This window comes from Zobellia uliginosa (assembly GCF_900156625.1).
GTDB classification, from domain to species: domain Bacteria; phylum Bacteroidota; class Bacteroidia; order Flavobacteriales; family Flavobacteriaceae; genus Zobellia; species Zobellia uliginosa.
This window is the reverse complement of the sequence record NZ_FTOB01000002.1, coordinates 768,459-791,577: the sequence shown is the minus strand read 5'-3', so window position 1 is coordinate 791,577 and position 23,119 is coordinate 768,459. Positions and strand designations below refer to the sequence as shown.

Genomic DNA, 23,119 nt, shown 5'->3' with positions numbered 1-23,119 from the left:
ACCCCGCTGTTTTTGCCAAGGTGGTTTTTAATGATTTTGCAGGGTCTCAAATACTATCTTCCAAGAATCATCCGGTTGTCTTTTCCAATTGACAATGTAGGTTCCTGTATTTTTAATGGTATCCAAGCTTTCCTTATTAATGAAAATCTCATTAAAGGTGTTATAGGATATGGCCATATCTTCCGATGGTATAATTGTTGGCCTTCCCCGATGGACGAGCTGCACATCGTATTTGGCATAGATCTGTTCCCACTGTGCTATTAAAGAATCTTTGGTCAAATTTTGAATGGGCGAATCTGGGTAAATAGCTACGTAGTTGTCGGCATAAAACTCGATCCAATCGTAACCGAACCGTTCATAGACCGCGTAAAGGCTGTCCACTTGTTTGGTTATTAGGGCCGTTAGCTCAGCGTCGGAAGTTTTGGTCAGAGGCTCTGTTTTCTTATCATTTTTACATCCCATAATAAAACAGGAGACTAGGATCAATAGCAAGCATTGTAATTGCAAGTTTTTCATAATGGTTTGTTTTAGTTGTAAATAACAGAATGCAGTTGGCATTGTTAAATTACTGATAATTAGCGATATGATAAAGAAAATAAAAACTAAACCGAAAGGCCTGTAAGTGTTTTATTGTTCTGGGCAGAAGGTATAAGGGTGGGTGTGGTGGTCTGGGTAGTAAATTTTGGATTCAAGAAAGAACAACATCCTTATGCTCATGCCTGTATTCCTTACCCCTGTCGTCTATAATCGTTATTTCACAGAAAAAGGGGCTTTCGGTATATTGGGAGTCCTTCGCATACGGTCTACCCATACTTAAATCAAAGGTTATGGTCATTTTCGCAGATATAACAAAGTCCATGGACGAGCCATTGCTTTTGACCAATTCGGGAAACCATTTGTTCCAGCTTCGTATGGAAGCTTCAATTTCAGTGGTAATCAATTCTTTTGGTGTGATCTCATTTTTTAAAATATCAACTTCAAGACGGTTTCGCCCGGTTTGGCGCATTTTTTTCAACAAAAGATCGAGAAAATAGTCGGTCTCCACATAATTGACCAAGCTGGTAAATGAACGTGCAAAATTATGTGAAATGCTCTGTAATGTTTTACGACTGGGCATTAAAATCTATCTTTTTTTCGTGGGGGTTACAAGTAGTGATGTTGTGGGTGTTTTCTAATTCTATGTCAGGCCAAAGATTATGGTTATCCGAAATGGAAGGCTCTATTTTTACATTCTTTAAATTAACACTAAACCGTTCATAAATACAAGTTCCTATTCCATAGGAAAAATATAAAAAATATCGTAGTCCGCAGAATGTGAGGTGTCGTGTACGCTAAAAATCAATGTGACCAACGAAAATTAAAAAAGGCCCTGTATTGCTACAGCGCCTTTTTGACACAAACGAACCTATCCTACAACGATCAGGTTATTTTCGAATACCCTACATGCCAAATTTGTACCCGAAGGTCACCAATAGGGCTGTATTTTTCAAAACGTTGTTTTCATTACCCGAAAAATCTAAAAACCCGCCTTCGTAAGACAGGCCCAATTGAATTTGGTCGTTGAAAAGAACCCCCAATCCAACGTTCAAACCAAAATCAAATCCCTTTACATCCGTTCCGATCTTGTAGGTAGTGTTCCCTTGTTTGGCCGATAGTGCCGTAGCTAGGTAAAAGCCAGAGGCGGCATAGAAAGACCCCGAACCACCCAATTCAAAAATGTTGTATCGGGCGCTTAACGGCAATTGAAGGTAGTACATATTTAGATTGTCTTCCGTAGTCGATGCCCCCTTTTTGGCAAACATCAACCCGGAGCCCAAATAGAGGTCATCGGTAACATCAAATTCAATGGTTCCTCCCAACTTAACGCCCAAAGTCCGACCATACAAATCATTCACATAGTCATCGGGCGAAACGGCATTGCTCAGCCCTATCCCGGCCTCGATTCCGAAAATTTGGGCATTTGAAGAAAAACTGATGAATGCCATTGTTGCCAACATTAGTACTTTTACCGATTTTTTCATAATTCTGTTTTTTGTTTTTTGTGGATGTCCGTGTTCTCGAAAACCCCGATTAATTTATGATGGCAAGGTATAGGAAGGCCGTATTTTGTGAAATACCGCCTTTATTGTATTTTTTTCTACCTGATTTCCTGTAGAAACCGCTTGGGGTTTTACAAAAAAAGTCCGACCTCAATAAAGCCGGACCCTTAACAATACATCGACTTATACAATCAATTTTGCTTTCCCCGATAAAAAGATGGGCCGAAGACCCCGTTATCGGCTACGACCAAAGGCAGCATATGATAACCATACTCAAAGAGGGGGTTCAGCCATAAGGCCTCACCGGTATTGGCATCAATGGCCAACAGGCCCACACTGTCCTCGTCATTTTCGGTACGTAAAATATCGTGGCCATAACCAAACAAAATTCCGTTGGCATATACGAGGCTGAAATCTAGGCTAAGGTCTTCGTTAAACCATAGTTGCTCCCCTGTTTGCAGATCTAGGGCAATGGGCTTACCATTGTTGTACTCCGGTCGTAGGGCTCCCTTATCGTAATTGGTATAGACCACGTTCTCTACGATCAAGGGGCTCCACAGGGTGTTGACACCGGTATCGATCTGCCAAATAATATTCTTGGTCTCCAGGTCTAAACAATATAGGGCAGACCGAATACCTTCCTCCACCAAGACATTTACTACCAGTTTATCGCCGGAAATGACAGGTGTACCCATACCGTCCGCCTCCAATTTCCAATTGATGGCAAAGGTCTCCAAATCGACGAAGTAAAGGTTTTTGGCCGGCATGTACATCGTGTTACCTACAAACAAGGGGGTTCCGGTTACCTCATACGGTAATTCGAGTTTTTTAACGGGAACTCCCGTTTCCTTGTCCAAAATGTGAAGGGAGGGTGGACGGTCTCCGTAAAAGCCCTCATCGGAAAACACATAGACCTTATCGCCATAAACGATGGGCGTCCGGTTTTCGTTCAGCACATTGTCCAAGTCCCCTTCCGGGTCGGTAGAATAATACCACTTTAGTTTTCCGGAGCTTTCATCGACCGCCACGACCACGCCGCTGTGCCCCGAGGCATAGCAGACCCCATCATTACAGACGGTCGATGTGGCGCCTACATTGCTGTAGTTGTATTCGAGCATGTACTGGTCCCACAAAAAACTTTTGTCCGCCACGTCCAATGCGTTTATAGAGTTGTCATCGGCCGTTACAAAGATCTTTCCATTGCTATAATCGGGCAATTGCACAAAATCGATTCCGTCAGGAAAGGTATAGATGGCCGTTTCCTGGCCTGTTTGGGCATCGACCGTATACATAATTTCCTCTTGCGAAGCTATTATAAAATCGTTCAGCCCCGGATTTCCCGATACGATCTGTCCGCCTGTTCCGGGATCGATTACTTCCCCATTTTCATTGAGTTCCACCCCGTCATCCGTGGTACAGCCCGCCACAAAAACAAGCGTGATGGCCCAGAAGACCGTTTTTGACAAAAATTGCTTTTTCATTTACTGCATTTAAAATTAAACACTTCCGATTGTGATGTATTGCCCTTGCCGTCCTTGGTCTTTACCTACCAATAAATAGGTTAGTTCGGAAACCACATCGCCTTCGCCCTATTTTTCACTACAGGCCCCAAAACAACAAACCAACACTTATGCCCCTTCTATTTTCCGCGATAATAAGAAGGTCCGAAAACCCCATTATCGGCTACGACCAAAGGCACGATATGGGAGCCAAACCGAAACAAGGAGTTGAGCCATAAGACCTCACCGGTATTGGCATCCATGGCCAACAATCCCACACTGTTTTGATCGTTATTGTTCCTTAAAATATCATGGCCATGGGTGAACAACATACCGTTGGCATATACGGGACTAAAATCTACACTTACATCTTCGTTTTTCCATAATTCTTCCCCGTTTCTCAGGTCTAGGGCAAAAGGATTTGCATTGGTGGCGCCCGGAAAACTTGTGCCTTTATCGTAATTACTAAAGACCACGTTCCCTACGATCAAGGGCGCCCAAAGACTGTTCGCACCGGTTTCTACCTCCCAAAGAATACTTTTGGTGTTTTTATCCAAACAATACAGCACCGAACCGATACTCTGCCCGTACGGTATGGCACTTACGACCAATTTATCGCCCGAAACAAACGGGGTTCCAACACCGTTGACTTCGAACATCCAAAGGGTGTTCAAGGTATCCAAATCGATTACATAGAGATTTTTAGCCGGTAAGTACATGGTATTTTCCATAAATACGGGGACTCCCGATGGTTCGTAGGGTAGTTTTTGCTTTTGTACAAGGCGTCCTGTTTCCTTATCCAGAATATGGAGGTAGGCGGGCACATTGGAATAATAGCCCTTATTTGAAAATACATAGACCTTATCCCCATAAACGACAGGAGTTCTGTTAACGTTCAAAACATTGTCCAATTTCCCATTGGGATCGGTGGTATAGTACCATTTTAAAGTTCCGGTGACCTCATCTACGGCAACTACCACCCCTGATCCCCCTGAGGCATAACAGACCCCATCAATGCATATGGGCCGGGTCGTCCCCATACTGCCAAAATTAAATTCCAGCATGTACCGGTCCCATAAAAAACGCCTATCGGCTACGCTTAGCGCATTTATTGAATTATCATCGGATGTTACGTAAATAGTACCCTTGTTATAATCCGCTGGTCCTACAAAATCCGTAAGGTCCGGAAAGGCATAAATCACGGTTTCTTCGCCGGTCTGGGCATCGACCGTATAAATGGTTTCGTCTTTGGCCGCGATAACAAAATCATTGAGTGACGGGTCTCCCGATACGATCTGCCCGCCTTTTTCCGGATCGATTACTTCCCCATTTTCATTGAGTTCCACCCCGTCATCCGTGGTACAGCCCGCCACAAAAACAAGCATGATACCCCAAAAAATCGTTCTTGACAAAAATTGCTTTTTCATTTACTGCACTTTAAAATTAAATACTTCCGATTGTGATGTATTCCCTTCGCCATCCTTGGTCTTTACCTGCCAATAATTGCTTTTTCCCGAAGTCACCTTGACCTCGATCGTGTCCGCTTCGGTAGTGCCTATGGCCGCGGACGGAAGCGTTTCCGTGCCAAAAACACTTCAAAGTCTTCTATATCGCCATCAACGTCCGAGGCCTGCCATTGAAGGCTTAACTTGGTAGTAGCGGGAATGCTTCCTCCCCTTTTGGGATACAAGGCCTCGGCAGGAAACGGTGCATAGTTTACCACCCCGCCACCGGCATTGTAAAATTTCCATGTGGCGCTTTTAAGGCCCGTATCGGAGGCCTTACTTTTGCTGACCACAAACCATTCATAGGGGGTATTGCTCGCAAGGGTAATGGTCGATTCGTTATGGCCGGACTCGGTTAGCTGCGTACTTCCATCGATTAGATTTTTTAGGTTCACCTCGTAATAATCGGCGCTTTCCGAGGCTTCCCATTGAAAGGTAACGGCACTCTGCAGGTCGTCGACAAGGGCGCCTTCCGCGCACTCCGAATACAAACCGCTTTTTAAGTTTGAAAAAGAAACGGAGCTTGTAAAACTTTGGGTTTCACTCACCCCGTTTCCGGCTAGTGTAGCTGTATAGTTATGGTTACTGTTTGCTGAAATATCGATACGCCCGTTTTGGCTGCCGATACACGATTCCCCCTTGGCCGGTAAGGTAACCGTGGCCCTGGCCGATGTGGCGAAGGGGGCCACCAACTTCCCCGGGTTGATGTTCGCGGTGATGATGTTGTATTCGTCTTCGATCTCATTGAAATAGTCAAAGGTATCTTGTGCCCTTAATGAAGGGGCCATCAATAGGACAAGAATAAAGATGGGTAGATAAGATCTATTTTTCATGGTCGGTTATTTAATGTGGCTGTTCAATTCCCGGTAAAATTCCAAGCAGTCTTTGGAAAGTTTGTGGTCTTTGGATCCCCATACGATCCTGTGCCTTTGGTTTTCCTTGACTTCCTCCAAAAAATAATAGCTATTGCCAGGATGGTAGAAATCGATTTCCGAAAGGCCGAGTTCATCGATTCCCATAAAATAGGCACTGGCCTCCTTTTTGGGCAGGGGTTGTAGTTCTTCGGTCAATTCGGTTACGGAATTGTGATGAAACAATTGCCCGTTTTCAAGGAGGATATAAGTCTCTACCATTCCTGCCATTCCGCCCCGCTTGCCGAAGACCAGTTGCTTGTTGGGAAGCTCGTCAAAAGAGTACTGCGGAGATTTACATCTAAGTAGGGCCAAGAAAAGTAAAATAGAAAATACTAGGGTCCGTTTCATTAGTTATTATATATTCGTTCTTTGAAGGTACCTTCGCGAGACACCGTTGTCATTGACTTCTATGCCTATGGCCCGATAATTTGGGCCCATACGGGTTTGTTGATGGCAAGGTATTTTGAAAAGCCCGCCCATGAAATACCACCTTCGTTGTATTTTTTTCTACTGGTTTTCCGGTATATTGATTATAGGGTGTTTATGGTGCGGTATAGATATGGTATCTTGGCTTTTGATAACTAAAAAAACCATCGGACTAAATGCGTGCAGCTGTATTTGTTTTCATTCTTCTCCTATCGTTTTTCGGGAGGTCGCAAACGGGACGTGAAACGCGAATCGATAGTCTGGAAAATGCACTTAAAATGGCGGAGCACGATACCACCCGTGTACTTGTCCTTAGTGAACTGGCGCGAAGCTATGGAGGTGTAGATTCCTTAAAATGCTTTAAAAACGGGTTTAAGGCCATCGCCCTAAGTGAAAAAATCAATTATTTAAGAGGTATGGCCGATGCCAATATCAATCTGGCCGGTGGTTATTTGGATTATTTCGACGTTGAAAATGCCAAAAAGTATTTTGAGGTCGGAAACCGTTTGGCCGATAAGCTCGTGGCCAAGGATTCTTCTCCCGCCAATATGAAAATATGGTTGCGGGGCTATTATAATTTAGGGGTGGCCTACGGTTATGAAGGTGATGTTGCCAAAGAAATTGAATATGCCGCAAAAACAATACCCATTGCCCAGCAAATGGGCGACAAATTGTTTGTGGCCAACGGTAATACCAATTTGGCCATAAAATACAACGGTCTATCGTTGTTGGACAAGTCTTACGAAATGTTCAAGATCAGCCAAAAACAGTTTCAGGAAATAGGCACCCCCGAGGACCTATTATATCACAGTCTGTCTTTTGCCATCTGCTTATCGGCCATGGATTCCCTGGCGCAAATGAAAACGTTGCTCGATATAGCGAAAAAGAACTTGGACAAGATTCCGAATTCTTACTACCGAGGTTCCTATTATGCAGAGTTGGGAAACTATTATGGACGCTCCGGCCAGTACGACAAGGCCTTGGAGGCCCTAAATACATCCTATGAGTTTTATCAAGGCAAAAAATCGCATCCGCATTTAAAACTACTGTACCAAAGGTATGCCAAAACTTATGACAAAATAGGCGATTTTGAAAAAGCGAAAGCCTACACTTTAAAGTACATCAACTTTACCGATAGCGAACACTCCCCTTCCGACAAAGTAGGGTCTTATTTTATGCTTGCCAAATATGAGGCCGAACTTGACAATTACAAGGAAGCATACCACTACCTAAGGGATTTTGTAATAGCCGTAGACAGCATTCGGGTGAGGCAATTGGGCAATGATATGCAACAACTTGAAATACAGTACAAGACCGCAACCAAGGAAAAGGAAATACTAGCCCTCAAAAACGAAAAAAACGAGGCGGCCCTTGCCCTTGAAAGAAAGAGATCGCAAACCTTTATGCTCGGTGCCGTGGCCAGTATTCTTTCCCTGTTATTGTTCATTGGCTTTTACGCGTATAACCAAAAACTTAGAAGGGCCCGTAAACAAGAGGAACAGCGCGAGGCCGAGGTTTCCCTTCTAAAACAAGAGCAACAGAACAAGATATTCTCGGCGATGATAGAGGGCCAGGAAAAAGAACGAAAAAGGCTGGCCATAGACCTTCACGACGGCTTGGGCGGAAGGCTTTCGGGCATTAGCCTCAACCTCTCAAAGCTGAACAAAGACGAGCCCAAGGAATACCCCAAGGCCCAACTGCAAAAGGTAACAAAGGACCTGAATGACGCCCTGACCGAATTGCGTTCCATTGCCCGTAACATGATGCCGGAAACCTTAGTGAAGTTCGGTCTTCAGGCCGCCTTAAAAGACTATTGCAGTAGCATGACCGGTAATGGTACCAAGGTTACCCTGCAGTTTTACGGCACCGAAAAGGGCATCAGCCTCAACCAACAGGTTACCATGTACCGGGTTATTCAAGAATTGATCAATAATGCCGTCAAACACGCCAAGGCTACGGAAGTACTCGTGCAATATATGAGGGACGGCAATAGGGTCGATATTACCGTTGAGGATAACGGCATAGGCTTAAATAAAACCGATTTTGAAGAAAAGGAAGGTGGTATGGGCATCTCCAACCTTAGGACCAGGGTCGCCTACCTAAAGGGTGACTTGGAATTCCATTCCGAAGAAAACGAGGGTACCACCGTTAATGTACAAATTACCGTAGATGCAGCATAAACCTATACAAATTTTAATAGTAGATGACCACCCCATGGTAATCGAGGGTCTTAAAACCCTATTGAGCGATGACGACCGGGTTACCGTCAAGACCCATTTTATGAACGGTACCGATACGCTTACGTTTTTAGCGAAAGACACCGTCAATGTTGTTTTACTCGATGTAAACCTGCCCGATATCAATGGGGTGGAAATGGTGAGCAAAATCCTAAATATAAGGGCGAATATCGGTATTATCGGGCTGAGCACCTACAGCGAGCCGAGCATTATCAACCAAATGATCAAAAACGGGGTCAAGGGATACCTACTCAAGAACGCCACGGCCGACGAGCTGGTCAATGCCATTTCGCAAGTACACCAAGGCCATTTTTACTTTGGGAGCGAGGTGCAAAAGATACTTGCCGATTCGGTCGCACAAGAACACAACGATTTACCCAGATTGACCCGAAGGGAAAAACACATTCTCACCTTGATCGCCGATGGCAAGACCACCAATACCATAGCTGAAGAGCTGTTTATCAGTCCCCTTACGGTAGAGACACACCGACGAAACCTGATGCAGAAATTAGAGGTTTCCAACGCTGCCTCCCTGATCAAAGTGGCCGTAGAGAAACAATTGATATAAAAGCAAGGGGAAAGGCCCTTAAAAAGGAAAATATAAGAGTAAAGCTGAAGATAGGGGCCAAAAAAAACTATAGTCGAACCTAGACTTCTATGGTAGTACCCATAATATTTGATAAAATTATATTTATTCCATTTCAAATCCGTAAGATTTTCATTACTTTTATTAGGAAGAAAACCATCTTTACATGACCAAATTGACCTCCTCAGACGCTGAAATACAGCAAATTAACACTTACAAAAACGAGTTTTCAATAATAGGTGTAGGAGCAAGTGCAGGAGGATTGGAGGCTTTAAAATCCTTTTTTGAGCATCTACCCGCCAAATTTGCCCATAGCTTTGTTGTTGTTCAACACCTGAGTCCAGACTACAAAAGTCTTATGCGGGAACTCTTGTCCAAAAACACGGACATGCCCATAATTGAGGTCAAGAAGAAAACAAAGGTCGAACCTGGTCGGATTTATCTTTTAACTCCAAAGAAGAACATTTTCGTCAAGGATGGACACCTCCTCTTGGAGGACAAGCCCACGGATAGAACCTTGAACCTGCCCATCGATTTATTTTTCAAATCTTTGGCAAGGGAAAAGACCAATAAAGCCATAGCGATCATTCTCAGCGGAACGGGTAGCGATGGTACATCCGGTGCTAGGGACATTAAGGAATACGGTGGAATGGTAATGGTACAAGACCCCGAACAGGCAGAATTCAATAGCATGCCTCAAAATGCCATTAACACCCATCTAGTAGACTACGTTTTATCTACGGAGCAAATGGGAGAAGAACTCCAACGCTTCGTACAGCACCCTGCCGTATACGGATCGCTCGAAGAAAATATTTTAAAGGACGAGGAGACCCTTGTCAAAGTCTTGACCTTTGTAAACAGTCAGACCAAACTAGATTTTGAATATTACAAGAGACCCACTCTTATTCGAATGATTGCCCGTAGAATTGGTATCAAACGTCTTGATTCCCTTCAGGAGTATAAAGACTACCTTTTTGAAAAACCCGAGGAAGCCCACTTTTTGGTAAGGGAATTTTTGGTCGGGGTGACCAGTTTTTTTAGGGATGATACGGTTTGGGATATTTTGGTAAATGAAACCATCCCTAAATTAGTTTCCGACAAAAAGAAAGATGCAACCATAAAATGTTGGTGTGTTGGGGTTAGTAGCGGAGAGGAAGCCTATTCTTTGGCCATTCTTATCAACGAGGCCCTAATCAAACAAAATAAGAAAAACCTAGTCAAAATTTTCGCCACCGATATAGAGAAAAATCACCTAGATGACGGATCCAAAGGGGTCTATAATGAAAGTGCGGTTTCCAATATCTCGGAAAGGCGTTTGCTTACAAATTTTACAAAAAAAGGCGATAACTACCATATCAACGAAAACATCAGGCGTATGGTCATCTTTAGTAAGCACAATGTGCTAAAGGACCCTCCTTTTAACAAGATGGATATTACCTTTTGCCGAAATATGCTCATTTATTTACAACCGGCGGCCCAAAACAGGGTGCTCGATGTATTGCACTACTCCTTAAACATGAACGGTATTCTGGTATTGGGCAGCAGTGAATCATTGGGGCGGCAGAAAAATGCTTTTGAGGAGTTACATCGAAAACAAAAAATATATAGGAACATACGCCCGGCCAAAATCTTAGGCCTTCAACCCTACAATTCAAGTAGTGCACAACGCAGTTCATTCGGCCACAAACCTTTAAGTTACGAACGAAATACGAGACAACTTATAGTAGAAGCGATAACCGATAATCTGCAGTTAGCTGCCATCGTAATCGATGGTAATTTCAATATTATTGACGCCTTTGGCGAATTGAACAACTACATAAGCCTGCCCAACAAAGGCTTTAGTATGAACCTCTTAAAAATGGTGCCCGAGAGTGTTGCTACGGTATTGAGTTATTCTTTAAGAAAAGTTGGGGGTACAACCCAAAAACTAAGACATGAAAATCTTAATTTTTCAACGGGTAAAAAGCCTGTTATGGCCAATATGCATGTTGCTTCCTTCCAAAACCCCTTAAACAGCAACCCGCCTAACTTTTTGGTGATCATTAAACCGGTCGACCTTCAATCTTCACACGTCGCAGTGCTCGAAGAGACAAATATTACCCCGAAAAATATAAGGGAGCGCGAACTAGAGTCCGAATTAAAGGAGACCAGGGAAAGCCTGAAAAATATGATCGAAGAGGTAGAGACCAGCAATGAAGAGCTGCAGGCTACCAATGAAGAACTTTTGGCTTCCAACGAAGAATTACAAAGCACCAATGAAGAATTGCAAAGTGTCAATGAAGAGTTACATACGGTAAATACCGAGCTTCAGGAGAAAATAGAGGAGCTTGCCCTCCTCAATTCAGATTTGGACAATCTTTTCAAGAGTACGGATATTGGCACCGTATTTTTAGACAAGGAACTAAGGATACGAAAATTTACCCCTAGCGTAGCCCAACACTTTAATCTGTTAGAAAATGACATTAATAGGCCCTTGGAACATTTTGCCAGTTCCTTTCACAAGAACAACTATAAAAGGTTCATTTCCGATATTAAGTCTGTAATGATCAACAATATCGCTAAACAAGATGAAGTAAAAGATGTGAAGGGTCGGTGGTTCTTACAAAAAATAGTGCCTTTTCACGATGGTACCGGAAATGTGGCCGGTGCCACCTTAAGCTATATTGACATCAACAAGCTTAAATCTGCAGAGCAACGACTGAAAAACCAACAACTTGCCATTGAGCAAACCACCGATAGCTTTTGGGACTTGAATATACCCGACAACTCTTATTACGTAAGTCGTTCAATCTCCGAGGTTTTGGGTTATAGGGAGGATGAAATCGAAGAAACTATCAAGTTTTGGAGCACTTTGGCCCATCCTGAAGATTTACAAGCTCAAAGGGAGGCCATGCAAAAACATATCGAATCTCAAGGCAAGGTACCTTATGCAGTGGAAACAAGATACAAACATAAATTGGGCCATTATGTTACCTTGCTAGTGAGAGGTAAGCTTATGGAGTGGACGGAAGACGGACAGCCTAAGAGAATGATAGGGACCACGACCGATGTTTCCATGTTGAAAAAGTTGCCCAAACTGGAACAGGACCTGTTCGACAGAAACATGGTCTTTGAACAGGTTTTGGAAATCACCATGGCCGGTTTTTGGGACTGGAACATTGCCGAAAACACCGAATACCTAAGTCCTACCTTTAAAAAAATGTTCGGTTATGAGGAAGACGAAATGGAGGACTCCCCAGAATCATGGCAGAAAATCATGCACCCTGATGACTTGCCCGGTGTACTCGAAAAATTCGATGCCCATGTAAAAAGCAAGGGGGAAATACCTTACGACAATGAAATCAGATACTTCCACAAAAACGGCAGCATTGTATGGGTATGGTGCAAGGGCTTGGTCATAGAATGGGGCGACAACGGCGAACCCTTGAGAATGGTGGGTAGCCATATCAACATAACCCAGTTAAAGCAACTGTCAAGAAGCAATAAGGAGCTAGAACGTTTTGCTTATGTTGCCAGCCACGACCTGCAGGAACCTTTGCGTACCATACGCGATTTTGTGGCACTGTTCAAAGATGAGTACAATACCCTTCTCGACACTAGGGCCAACACTTATCTCGAGTTTATAGAAGAGGCCTCCTCTAGAATGGGAGAATTGGTAAGGGTAATCTTGGCCTATTCAAAAATAGGAAGCAACACCGAAAAAGGAGTCGTTGATATAAAGGAAGTGATAGAAAATGTACAGAAAGACCTCCGTAAACGTATCGAATCCACAAATACAAAAATTGTTCTTAAGGAACTACCGACCATAACCGGACATAAGGTCGAGCTACATTCCCTTTTCCTTAACCTCATAGGTAATTCCATCAAATTTGTAAACAAAAACGATAGTCCCGTAATAGAAATAGGTACCCTGCCTTGTGAAAAGGGACAACATATTTATATAAAGGACAATGGAATAGGAATAGACAAAAAAAACCAAGAACATATTTTTCAAGTATTCAAGAGATTGCACAACCAAGAAGATTACGAAGGTACCGGAATAGGGCTGGCCCACTGCAAAAAGATTATAGAGCTACATAACGGGAAAATTTGGGTGGAATCGGAAATGGGAAAGGGAAGTACCTTTCACTTTAACTTAAATCTATAATTTTCGTTACTATGATTAAAACCATCGTACTTGTAGACGATAACAACGCTACAAACTTCATTCATGAAACTTACCTGAGACGTGTTAATTGTGCAGAAAACATCTTGGCTTTTACTATGGGGCAAAAAGCCATTGACTATCTCAGTACTGCGGAGGCCTTTCCCGAGCTCATATTTATCGACATCAATATGCCCACAATGGATGCATGGGAATTTATGGACCTATATAGCGAACTAGACCCAAAATTAAAGATCAATACACGGGTAATCTTATTGACTACTTCCATAATACCGAGCGATGCCGAAAAAATGTCAAAGTACAGGGAAATCAAGGATATGATGTACAAGCCTTTAAACGAAGACGCTATTAGGGGAATAATGAACGAGCACTTCGACCTTTCCTTCTAGACTGCCTTCACTTTTGTTCTTTTATATATCCGCCGCATCATGGCCTAGTCTTACCCTAAACCCTTAGGTCTTGTCCTACCCTCCCCTTTTCTGCTTACGGCAGCCCCTACCGAAGAGGTCTTGCTTTTCTATAAGGCCGTTATTGCCACCACCGATAAACAAAAAAGGCCAACCCCAATATATCGGAGTTGGCCCTTTCATTAATCATAACGCGTTTCTTATGGCGCCCAGTTAAAGGTTACATAAGACGCCTTGGAATGTGAGGTACTTCTAAAGACATAGCCAGAAAAACTTCCCAGAATTGCCCTATCCGAAGTTACCATTCGTATTCCATAGGCACAATCAACATTGGAATTAATAGGAGCGGAAGCCATATTGTCGATCGTCATCAACAGCTTGCCTTTTCCCGGATCGCTAGCTCCTACAATCCCATTGGTATCGAGTTTGCCCCCTTCATCGTAGCGATTTACGGCAGGGGTTATCTTTTTACCTGCAGAGGGCAAGTTCCCACCAAATATCTCTAACGAAAATTCGTTGAAGTGGTCATCTTTAAAATTACCATAAACCAGTACTTTTTCAGCTCCTTTGTACTTGCCACATTCTTTTACCTCACCCGAACTGTTCTTTACGGTAAGTCCCAATTGTGGTATGGGGCTATCGGTAAAGCCATAATGTTCCGGGTTTTGGTTGTCTAAGAAAACCGAGACCTCACAAGATTGAATCGGTGTTTTTGAGGCGTCAGCACACTCTAAACGCAGGCGATATTTTCCCGTTCTACTTCCCGAGGCCCAATTCGCCAGAGGGGTATCGCTATAATTCCCCAAATCATAATTGTATTCATCTATACGGAACCATCCGTTTTCATCGGGTAGGCGCAGGCCTATGGTGAACAGTCCTTGCTTATACCTTCTTCCGTCCTCGACTACAGTCCATGAACTTTCGCTCTCTTTCCGGAAAAGCATTCGAAAATACTTGCTTGTCGGCACATTGATGTGGCCCCAGATCGCTATAATATTTCCAAACGGACGGTCGAACAGATTGGGCGATAAGGTCGTACTGTTGATGTATTTACGAGCATAGCCATCGGTATTAATATCTTCTACCAAGACCTTGTTCACATGTTGGATCTCGCATTGATTATTGGCCCCATCATATGTCCTTACCTGAACGCGACATTCCTTGACATTCCCCCATGCAGGTCTATAGTTCGGTCCGGTAGGTGCGACTTCCCAGCTGAGGATGGCCCTTACCTTTATTATATTTTCTACCTTACATGACTTCAACTTTCTATCCATATCGTCTACCCGAAGATTGACCGCATACATTAAGGGGTTTACGTTTCTTGGGATGTCATGTACCTTAAAAAATCGGGTACCCTCGTGGCGATAGCCCAGCCCATCGCCCCAATCGACATAAAAGGCAACATACTCTTCACTACCTAAGCTACACAGATCCCCCTTATAACCATTTTGGCGTTTTACCGCTACTACGGCCTCTAGCGTATTTTGTTCGGGGAACAGACCTACACAGCTCAGTTCCTCAAACGAAGTGTTGTACTTTAAGGGTTTTATCGGAAACAGCCATTTGGGGTCGATCAACTTTGGCTTAAATTTTTCCAAGATCTCGGGCGGTAGCATATGGATTTGGTCATAGGCATTCTGGATCTCGTTTTCATCCGCCATTCCGGCGTAATAATTCGGGTTCTTTAAGATATTTTCCTTAAAGTCGATACGATCTTCATCAAGTCCTTTTTTGTTATAGTCAAGCGAAGCTTTCATTTTTTCTATAAGCTCTTCCTTGAGGTGTTGCAAGTCGCTATACGATTTTACAAGGCTTAGTTCCTTGAAATCACCCGTAAGGATTTCCCATGCTTTTTTACTTGGGTTAATTTGTACCCAAGCCTCTTTTACATTACCCCAAGTAGGTATATAATTGGGACCCATTGGCGGGGTATTCCAACTTAAAATAGCCCTTAGCTTTACCAAGTAAGGCGTTTTGCAGCTCTTTTTCTCGAAATCCACAACCTGTTTTACCGCATAGCACAAGGGGCCTTTTCGGGCCGCCCCCAGGTTATGTGCGCTTACCGAAACCGCCGGGCCTACAGGTTCAAATCCCGAACCATAGTCCACATAAAAAGCAACAAATTCCTTACTCCCAGAGCCGCATAGTTCACCTCCATATCCGTAAGGCAGTTTCACTTTGAAAACCGCCTCGAGTTCGTCGGTTTCAGGATAGAGCCCTATGCACTCCAGTTCTTCATACTTGGTATCTCCCTTCTTTGGCTGTATGACCGGTACCTTTAACGGTAGCTTTAGCTTTTCGAAGGCCCCAAAATAATTCGGGTTGATGCCTACCAATGATTTGAACTGAAACCTTGAGAAGTCGTAAGATGCCGCTTGTATCGCCTCATCGGGTACGACAAGCTCAATCTGGTCTAAGCCGCCCCCTTTAGAAAAAATTTCGGAGTCAGAAACAAAAATGGGCGCCCCGTCTTTGTTCAACACTTGCAAATACCCCTTGGGTTCTTCCGATTCCTTTTTCGAGCTTTCAACGGCCAAACTGAACCGCCCTTGCTTATCGGTTATTGCCGGTTTTATCCCTTTCATTTTAAGAAGATTCCCGTCTACCAATTCTACGGCCAAGCCTTCTAACGAGCTACCGTCCTTTTTACTAGATACCTTACCATAAAGCATCTGTTTAGATGATGATTTTACCATAACACTTTCATTTTTATATAGATTATTATCCTTTTTCCTATGTTTCGAAGTCCGTAATACCTAATTGATAAGGGCATTGGACCTTAAAATTTTCTAGGGGGAATAATCGGGAGAAAGCTGCATCAAGCGCTTAAGAATCGGCTTGTATCGTAAGGAAGGTGGTTGGTCTTGTCAATTACCGTATCACGGAAATCAACGAATCAAATATATACGGACTCCCGAATCTTGCGGAGTTAATTTGTATGGACCGTCGGCATTTTTGTATAGACAGTACGCTCCATTACATTAAGGATCCGGTGTGCCGAACAGAATATAGCCGATAAGTCCCACTTCTCTATTATAGTAAACTACCTCAGGGCAAGCGCGCAAGGCCTTAAAAGGAATACACCTTGATTTTGAGGCAAGCCTGGGCGCATTTAATCTCGATTATCGAGTAAACGGGGATTTCAATCGAAGTAGAAGAATAGGAGCCCACCCCAAAGTAGGTCCCTTGGAAAGTCTTTCAAAGGGAACAAATACCCTACATATAGAAACGGCCATGCAGCCCACACCGGGAATCAAGTATTAATGGTTTACCCCATCTCCAATAAAAAAGCAGTGTTTGACACTGCTTTTTTGTGGTATCAGCTTTATTTTAATCGGTATTTCTCTAAGGTAGCATCCATATCCAACATAAACTGGGCCCCTTGGATCAGGTCTTCCATATGGTCAATAATAGCTTCGTCGACTTTTAAGCAGATATCGACCAAAGGACTGGAGCACCAAATCTTATTGCAATGATTCCCTCCACAATCGGCACAGGTACAGGGTTCGTTAGATTTACGAACAATGCCCAAAAGATGGTCTAGGTCGTCCCTAGACATAAACACGCCTACGGTATCTACAATCATTTGCAGTTCGTGCACCCCCGTTGTTGTATTCTTCATTTTATACATCGCTCCATAACCATTTTGATATAGTAGTTCCATTTTTATCCTATTTATTGATTCATAAAAACTATTTCGTTTAGTTTGAGTCACTGTGTTCGCAGCTGTTCTACACTTTTTTAGGTTAAAAAAACCGGACACCTGTCCATGTCCGGTTTCAATGTTTTCAAACAGACTTAAGGTCAAGGGCTATTGAAGAAGTGTGTACTCAAAAGCGGGGTATCCCCTAATACCACTTTCATTTACCAAAGCCGTAAATTTCAATTTATAGTAATTGCCATCGCCATCCTTTACGATAAAGAATACATCTTCTTTTAAGGAAGGCAGGGTTCCTGGTCCGCCTCCATTTCGCCAACTGCTTCCAATAGCTCTTTGGTCGGTGTCCAAGGCTTCCGTATCAATGTCGGATATCGTAAATTCCTCGTAAGGCTTACTTTCGGCATCTACCTTATAGGCCGAAACCTCGCCTTTGCTATTGGTAGCAACAAAATCGGCATAGCCATAAGACCCATACCCTTCAATCTCATTGGTGAAAACCGTAAAATTGAGATCCCATTTATCCTTTTCGGGTTCAACACTAACGAGCGTATCGGATATAAGACTGACAAATTGAAAATTGAATGCCGCATCCTTGGAAACACTTATTTCCTTATGCGTGGTGTCCTCAAGACGGGCATATTGCAAGGTATAGTCGTTACCGTTTCTCAGCACCCTGATTTTCATCCATCCACGGGAATCACCTGAAGTATTCACCCCACCGGTTTCCGGTTCTTCCGTACCTATTTTTGATCCCATGTTGAGCAAATACACTTTGTTCGCCGCATCGACTTCGGATACTTCTTTAATGGCCGTTCCCTTGATATCACCACTGGGCACATCTACATATGCCGTATTGGCCGCATCAAAGGTCCCAACGGCCACACTGGCCTGAAGCCCGGCTACCTGCTCCGCCGTAACGGCATCGATATCGATTTCATCATGCTCGGCCACAGCCATGTAAAGGGAGCTGTTAATGGCTACCCTAAACGCATCCCCATTATAAAATGCCAAGTCCCAGGCTTCACGACTTATACTGCTTTGGTTTTGGGCACTAAGGTCAATGTAGACCTGATTCGGCTCATTGGGGCCTCCTACCTCAGGTGCCATTTGACCTCCAAGGGCCGCAGTTTCTTCAAAGGCCACTTGCATACTTGTGGTTCCATTCGACAGACCATCGGAAAGATGAACAGCACTTATCTCTAGGGTTATCGATTTCTCGGTGCCTTCAACTGCATCTTTTAACTTCTTAAAAACAAAGGAAGCACGCTCTGCCCCACTTGCGATATCTAGGGTAACGACCCCGTTCACAGCGGCAGGTACCGTTACAAAATCTTCGGTATCGCCATAGGTGGCATTGGTACCCGTAAACGAAATTTCTACAGAACCGTTTTCCGGTGCCGCCGTTGAAAACACCAGGTCGATATTTTTTTCGTCTTCCGAGGCCCCGAAACTCACTGACGGATTTTCAAAAGCGACAACAAAATCTTCCTGTACAACAGTAGCATCATCAGAACTGCAGGCCGAGACCAACACAAGAAGCAAAAGGGTTAAAATAGGTTTGATGGTGATTTTCATAAGTATAGTAATTAGAGATTAAGATTGTACGATAGTTTTAAAAAGTATGACCTTCCATAACCGAGTAAAACGCTACTTGTAGCGTTCGAATGGAGGGTCCCTCCCCCACCCGAAACGGTGTTCACCCGGGTTATGTCTATGAGGTTTCGAGCGCCAAGGGTTAGCTGAAGTCTGTTGTCGTAGAAAGATTTTTTTACGGTAGCATCCAGCCAAGCGTATTGATCTTGTTCCCCCTTGATAAAGATGACCTCCCCCTCTTCATTCTGATCTTGTAAAAACTGATATTGCTTCCCCGTGAACTTGTAGTATGCCGAAAAAACGGTATTCCACTTCGGAAGACGGTACGATAGGTTTCCATTCAACTGTACGGAATAGAGGTAGTCATCATTGAAATCTTCCTGACTTTCCAAGTTTTTGGATTGCCCGGAGAAAGAGATGCCACCGCTCAGTTGCAGCTTATTATAAGATAACGTATTCGTATAAGAGAGCCCCCATGTCTTATAACTGTCAATATTGTTGTACTGAAAAGCCAAGGGATTGGTATTGACGATCGTCAACTCTATTCGATCATCTACGGAAAGGTACCAAGCGGATAGTTTACTTTTTAAGGACCATGCGCTATCTTCCGCCCAAAACTCCTTTTTTAAATGTAAAAAGGCCGAGTAACCCCGCTCGGGATCCAGGTCTTCATTGCCTCTAAGGTCATGGTTGATATCTACGAAATAGGAGAACAATTCATCGTAATTAGGACTCCTAGGTGAAGTGCCTAGTACCGCGCGCAATTGATAAGCGTTCTCAAAAAGATAGCGCGTACTTAAAGAGAAGGCGGTCTGAGGGTCGAACTTTGAAGAAAAAAGGGAGCGTACCCCAGGCCGTACGGAAAACTTTTTGCTTACTACGTACTCGGCCGAGGCGAATACATCGTACGATTCCAATCGTCGTTTGATATGGTCTGTCTCAAAATCGCCCGCCAGCGAAGAAGAATAACCATCAATCGCACTCACCTCGTATCCGAACTGGTAATTAGACCACCTATTTCGAAACAGGTTATTGAGGGTTCCCCGAGAATAAAACCCTTTACGGGACTCATATTCAAAAGACTCTTGGTCAAACTTTTCATTTGACCTGATCCTATAATTATAGGTTTCAACGTCGCGTTTTTGTTGCTGATATGAGAATGAAGCGTCATAATTTATGGTCTCGGTAAGCTTTCCCGAGAGGTTGAAGTGGTGGTTGAAGCGTTTTGATAAGAAGATTTCATCGGATGCGGTAGGGTTCGTGGTTTGAGTGGCCGAATTTAGATTGGTACGCACCAGTGAGTCATATAGCGAAACTTCCTCGTCAAAATACTCGAACCTGTAAAAAGCCTTAAGGCCATCACCATTATAACGCACAAGGGCTTTGGCATTGTTCTGCAATTTGGGCAACCACTCATGTCCCCTATGACCGTCGTTCCGTTCGTAATCCCGACCCTTTCGATCTCCGAAGTGACCGGCGAAATCGTTGCGGGTATAGGTGCCGTTCATATACCACTTTTCCGAAATGTTATGCCCCACTTTCAAGGATTGGATATGGCGTCCCTTATGGGCAAATCCATATTCACTACCAATAGTCTCTTCTTGAACATAGGGGTTAATCTGCCATTTATAGGCGGAAGATTTTTTCGTAATTATATTGATTATACCCGATACGGCATTCGATCCGTATTGTACCCCCATAGAGCCCTCTACAATTTCCACCTGTTCCACATCATCTAAGTTCAATTGTGTCAGGTCGGTATTATTCCCTAGACCTTCATCATTGATCAGGGGCACATTGTCTATCAAAATCTTGAAATACTGTGAGTCCAATCCAAATAACTGAACCCCACTTTTTCCACTTGAAGGATTCGGAACAATATTGATGTTCAAGGTTTGGTTCAGTACATCGGCCAAATTGTTCGCCGCTAGATTATCGATAACCCGACGAGGGATAACCTTTACTTGAAATACGGATTTATCGACACTCTGCCTATGGTACTGTCCGGTTACCACAACTTCTTCCAACGCTGTCGTACCTGTAGAATCGCGCTGTTCTTGGGCATTTATGGTAACACAAAAAAGGGTAGATAACACGGTAAACGATACGCGAAGGGACATGAATATTGTTTAGATTGATTCTTAATAGTGAGCAAATATATGTATTATTTTTAATCAGTCTAAATAAATTTTATAATTTTGCGGCTGAAACATTTGACCAAAAAATAAATTATGATCATCATGAAAACATCCCTTTTTCTAGCCCTTGCCTGTACCGCTATAAGCTTTCAAGGAAGTGCCCAAAAAGACAAAAAAGAACAAGATGCCGAAGCCATAAAAAAAATGTGTGGCTGTTACGAGGTAAGCTTCAATTTTGCCGAAACCTTCAACTATAGTCAGGACTCCCTGTACAAGCCTTCAAAAACCAAGATCGACAAGGGCCTTGAGTGGGCGCAGCTCGTAACCGATGAGTCCGATAAAATATCCATACAGCATATCCTACAGGTAGGAAATCCCGCCGACCCTATGATCATTAAGCACTGGCGTCAAGATTGGTTATTTGAAAACAGGGACCTCTATCTGTACAATGCCGATAATGAATGGGTCTACCAACAAAAAACAGAAGAAGAGGTAACGGGACAATGGACACAAAAAGTGTATCAAGTAGATGATAGTCCCAGATACGAAGGCTCCGCCACATGGGTGCATGTAGATGGAAAAAGTTACTGGGAAAACACAACCCCCGCCCCCCTTCCCCGTAGGGAATACACCACCCGAGGCGATTACAATTTGACCCTACGGGGCAATAGGCACGAAATAACCGACTACGGTTGGGTACATGACCAAGACAACGCTAAAATTTTGCGGCAAAAAGGGCAAGAAGATGTCATCATCGCCAAAGAAAAAGGCTATAACACCTATGTAAAGGTAGATGACTCGCGCTGCGCCCCTAGCGCCGAGTGGTGGGAGTCCAATGCAAAAAAATGGGCCATAGTTCGTACGAAGTGGGACGAGGTTTTTGCTCGTAAAACAGATTTGCACCTCGCCGAAAAAGTAGACAACAAAGTTCTCTACAAGTATCTCTTTGATGAGGACATGGTAAAAAAGAAGCATATAGAAAAAGTAATCGAATCATTTGTAAAATAGAGGTAAAACAAAAGGACTGTATGCGGTTTATGCCCCCATTATTTTCCAATTGGTAAGCTATCTCGAAAACGATGTTCTTCGATTGCGCCCATAAGGAAATTTCGGCCCTAGAATCTGACATGGCCGCAAAGGAAGACACCCCCTTTCGTTGCGGCCCCTCCTTGGGTCAAAAACCTTCCCGTTTAGCATATCGTTTGACATACGGGGGCATATAATCGCTAAAACCAAATTATGGACATTGCTTATCACTTAGGCCCTGAAAACACATACAACACCAACTGATTATTGTAATAAGTATCTGACTCCTACAACACAAAAAACATGAAAAAACGATATCTACCCTTTGTCCTTTTTACCCTATGCCTAGTGGGATTGACCAGCTTTACCTTTCCCCAGGAAAGAATCGGTTACAAATGTCTGATCCAACTGACGAATTATACGGGAGAAGGAGCCTATATCGTAGTATCCTTGCTCAACAGCAAGGAAGAATACGTAGAAACCCTGTATGTACAAGGCGACGATAACGAATGGTACCGCGACCTAGAGGAATGGTGGAAACAACTTTACGGTAAAAAAAGACCGGACATCGATGCTATTGTAGGTGAAACCGTAACGGGTGGACAGCGTAAAATGACCGTATTGGGAATTCCCCTAGACAAGATAGATGCGGGCTACAAAATCCGTTTTGAATCTGCCGTTGAAGACCAAGAGTATTATAAAAACGATGTGGAATTTCAACTTACTAGCGAAAACCTAAAATCGAAGATAAAAGGTAGGGGCTTTATCCGTTATGTACGTTTGCTTCCTCAGTAAACCTACCCTCGGCCCTTTCCCTACTTCACCCCTCAACGCCCAATACCACTAAGGAGCGAGCTCTCTTTTCCTCAGCTCTTAACTACCAAAAGCCTCCACTTCTTCGATACGTAGCCATTGCTTCC

17 protein-coding genes are annotated in these 23,119 nt (G+C 43.5%); 6 read left to right on the top strand and 11 right to left on the bottom strand.

Annotated elements, in window-relative coordinates; all coding sequences use genetic code 11:
- Nucleotides 1-27: 27 nt before the first annotated feature.
- From BW980_RS07810 to BW980_RS07780, 7 genes are all read right to left on the bottom strand, one after another.
- On the bottom strand, nucleotides 28-516 hold the full coding sequence (locus tag BW980_RS07810; RefSeq protein WP_139327631.1) for a YybH family protein: 489 nt from the start codon (nucleotides 514-516) through the stop codon (nucleotides 28-30).
- Between the two features lie 172 nt (nucleotides 517-688).
- Nucleotides 689-1,117, bottom strand: coding sequence for a hypothetical protein (locus tag BW980_RS07805; RefSeq protein WP_076454409.1), 429 nt, complete (start codon nucleotides 1,115-1,117; stop codon nucleotides 689-691).
- A gap of 322 nt (nucleotides 1,118-1,439) precedes the next feature.
- Nucleotides 1,440-2,021, bottom strand: a complete 582-nt coding sequence (locus BW980_RS07800; RefSeq protein ID WP_076454407.1) for an outer membrane beta-barrel protein — start codon at nucleotides 2,019-2,021, stop codon at nucleotides 1,440-1,442.
- A gap of 209 nt (nucleotides 2,022-2,230) precedes the next feature.
- On the bottom strand, nucleotides 2,231-3,520 hold the full coding sequence (locus BW980_RS07795; protein ID WP_076454405.1) for a PQQ-like beta-propeller repeat protein: 1,290 nt from the start codon (nucleotides 3,518-3,520) through the stop codon (nucleotides 2,231-2,233).
- 158 nt (nucleotides 3,521-3,678) lie between these two features.
- Nucleotides 3,679-4,965, bottom strand: a complete 1,287-nt coding sequence (locus tag BW980_RS07790) for a PQQ-binding-like beta-propeller repeat protein (protein WP_076454402.1) — start codon at nucleotides 4,963-4,965, stop codon at nucleotides 3,679-3,681.
- A 128-nt stretch (nucleotides 4,966-5,093) separates the two neighbouring features.
- Nucleotides 5,094-5,876 carry a hypothetical protein gene (locus BW980_RS07785; protein ID WP_139327630.1) on the bottom strand — a complete coding sequence of 261 codons (783 nt, stop codon included), beginning with the start codon at nucleotides 5,874-5,876 and terminating at the stop codon, nucleotides 5,094-5,096.
- A 6-nt stretch (nucleotides 5,877-5,882) separates the two neighbouring features.
- The gene (locus BW980_RS07780) at nucleotides 5,883-6,305 is read right to left on the bottom strand and encodes a hypothetical protein (RefSeq protein WP_076454398.1); all 423 of its coding nucleotides are present in this window, start codon (nucleotides 6,303-6,305) and stop codon (nucleotides 5,883-5,885) included.
- Between the two features lie 254 nt (nucleotides 6,306-6,559).
- Here BW980_RS07780 and BW980_RS07770 point away from each other — a divergent pair, with 254 nt between their 5' ends.
- The 4 genes from BW980_RS07770 (at nucleotide 6,560) to BW980_RS07755 (ending at nucleotide 13,760) form a co-directional block, all read left to right on the top strand.
- A complete protein-coding gene (locus tag BW980_RS07770) occupies nucleotides 6,560-8,563 on the top strand; it encodes an ATP-binding protein (protein WP_076454394.1) in 2,004 nt (667 codons plus the stop codon).
- Nucleotides 8,553-9,188 (top strand): response regulator, encoded by a 636-nt coding sequence (locus BW980_RS07765; RefSeq protein ID WP_076454392.1) that lies wholly within the window; start codon nucleotides 8,553-8,555, stop codon nucleotides 9,186-9,188. The genes BW980_RS07770 and BW980_RS07765 overlap by 11 nt, the downstream gene beginning before the upstream one ends.
- A 184-nt stretch (nucleotides 9,189-9,372) precedes the next feature.
- Nucleotides 9,373-13,353 (top strand): chemotaxis protein CheB, encoded by a 3,981-nt coding sequence (locus BW980_RS07760; protein ID WP_076454390.1) that lies wholly within the window; start codon nucleotides 9,373-9,375, stop codon nucleotides 13,351-13,353.
- An 11-nt stretch (nucleotides 13,354-13,364) separates the two neighbouring features.
- Nucleotides 13,365-13,760, top strand: a complete 396-nt coding sequence (locus tag BW980_RS07755; protein WP_076454389.1) for a response regulator — start codon at nucleotides 13,365-13,367, stop codon at nucleotides 13,758-13,760.
- 218 nt (nucleotides 13,761-13,978) lie between these two features.
- On the opposite strand, the gene BW980_RS07750 is transcribed toward BW980_RS07755, so the two are convergent.
- The 4 genes from BW980_RS07750 to BW980_RS07735 all read right to left on the bottom strand — a co-directional run bounded on the left by BW980_RS07750 (nucleotide 13,979) and on the right by BW980_RS07735 (nucleotide 21,155).
- On the bottom strand, nucleotides 13,979-16,477 hold the full coding sequence (locus BW980_RS07750) for a hypothetical protein (protein WP_139327629.1): 2,499 nt from the start codon (nucleotides 16,475-16,477) through the stop codon (nucleotides 13,979-13,981).
- A 629-nt stretch (nucleotides 16,478-17,106) separates the two neighbouring features.
- Nucleotides 17,107-17,445, bottom strand: a complete 339-nt coding sequence (locus BW980_RS07745) for a hypothetical protein (RefSeq protein ID WP_139327628.1) — start codon at nucleotides 17,443-17,445, stop codon at nucleotides 17,107-17,109.
- A gap of 147 nt (nucleotides 17,446-17,592) precedes the next feature.
- The gene (locus tag BW980_RS07740) at nucleotides 17,593-19,017 is read right to left on the bottom strand and encodes an HmuY family protein (RefSeq protein ID WP_245799992.1); all 1,425 of its coding nucleotides are present in this window, start codon (nucleotides 19,015-19,017) and stop codon (nucleotides 17,593-17,595) included.
- Between the two features lie 11 nt (nucleotides 19,018-19,028).
- Nucleotides 19,029-21,155 carry a TonB-dependent receptor plug domain-containing protein gene (locus BW980_RS07735; protein WP_076454382.1) on the bottom strand — a complete coding sequence of 709 codons (2,127 nt, stop codon included), beginning with the start codon at nucleotides 21,153-21,155 and terminating at the stop codon, nucleotides 19,029-19,031.
- Nucleotides 21,156-21,275: 120 nt separating this feature from the next.
- Between BW980_RS07735 and BW980_RS07730 the strand changes: the two genes are divergently transcribed.
- Together BW980_RS07730 and BW980_RS07725 are read left to right on the top strand one after the other, a co-directional pair.
- Nucleotides 21,276-22,181, top strand: coding sequence for a DUF6607 family protein (locus tag BW980_RS07730; RefSeq protein WP_076454791.1), 906 nt, complete (start codon nucleotides 21,276-21,278; stop codon nucleotides 22,179-22,181).
- 321 nt (nucleotides 22,182-22,502) lie between these two features.
- A complete protein-coding gene (locus BW980_RS07725) occupies nucleotides 22,503-22,994 on the top strand; it encodes a DUF2271 domain-containing protein (RefSeq protein ID WP_076454380.1) in 492 nt (163 codons plus the stop codon).
- Nucleotides 22,995-23,119 lie beyond the last annotated feature (125 nt).

Coding starts and splice junctions, on each gene's coding strand:
- BW980_RS07810 (WP_139327631.1), bottom strand. CDS start 516: ATGAAAAACTTGCAATTACAATGCTTGCTATTGATCCTAGTCTCCTGT.
- BW980_RS07805 (WP_076454409.1), bottom strand. CDS start 1,117: ATGCCCAGTCGTAAAACATTACAGAGCATTTCACATAATTTTGCACGT.
- BW980_RS07800 (WP_076454407.1), bottom strand. CDS start 2,021: ATGAAAAAATCGGTAAAAGTACTAATGTTGGCAACAATGGCATTCATC.
- BW980_RS07795 (WP_076454405.1), bottom strand. CDS start 3,520: ATGAAAAAGCAATTTTTGTCAAAAACGGTCTTCTGGGCCATCACGCTT.
- BW980_RS07790 (WP_076454402.1), bottom strand. CDS start 4,965: ATGAAAAAGCAATTTTTGTCAAGAACGATTTTTTGGGGTATCATGCTT.
- BW980_RS07785 (WP_139327630.1), bottom strand. CDS start 5,876: ATGAAAAATAGATCTTATCTACCCATCTTTATTCTTGTCCTATTGATG.
- BW980_RS07780 (WP_076454398.1), bottom strand. CDS start 6,305: ATGAAACGGACCCTAGTATTTTCTATTTTACTTTTCTTGGCCCTACTT.
- BW980_RS07770 (WP_076454394.1), top strand. CDS start 6,560: ATGCGTGCAGCTGTATTTGTTTTCATTCTTCTCCTATCGTTTTTCGGG.
- BW980_RS07765 (WP_076454392.1), top strand. CDS start 8,553: ATGCAGCATAAACCTATACAAATTTTAATAGTAGATGACCACCCCATG.
- BW980_RS07760 (WP_076454390.1), top strand. CDS start 9,373: ATGACCAAATTGACCTCCTCAGACGCTGAAATACAGCAAATTAACACT.
- BW980_RS07755 (WP_076454389.1), top strand. CDS start 13,365: ATGATTAAAACCATCGTACTTGTAGACGATAACAACGCTACAAACTTC.
- BW980_RS07750 (WP_139327629.1), bottom strand. CDS start 16,477: ATGGTAAAATCATCATCTAAACAGATGCTTTATGGTAAGGTATCTAGT.
- BW980_RS07745 (WP_139327628.1), bottom strand. CDS start 17,445: ATGGAACTACTATATCAAAATGGTTATGGAGCGATGTATAAAATGAAG.
- BW980_RS07740 (WP_245799992.1), bottom strand. CDS start 19,017: ATGAAAATCACCATCAAACCTATTTTAACCCTTTTGCTTCTTGTGTTG.
- BW980_RS07735 (WP_076454382.1), bottom strand. CDS start 21,155: ATGTCCCTTCGCGTATCGTTTACCGTGTTATCTACCCTTTTTTGTGTT.
- BW980_RS07730 (WP_076454791.1), top strand. CDS start 21,276: ATGAAAACATCCCTTTTTCTAGCCCTTGCCTGTACCGCTATAAGCTTT.
- BW980_RS07725 (WP_076454380.1), top strand. CDS start 22,503: ATGAAAAAACGATATCTACCCTTTGTCCTTTTTACCCTATGCCTAGTG.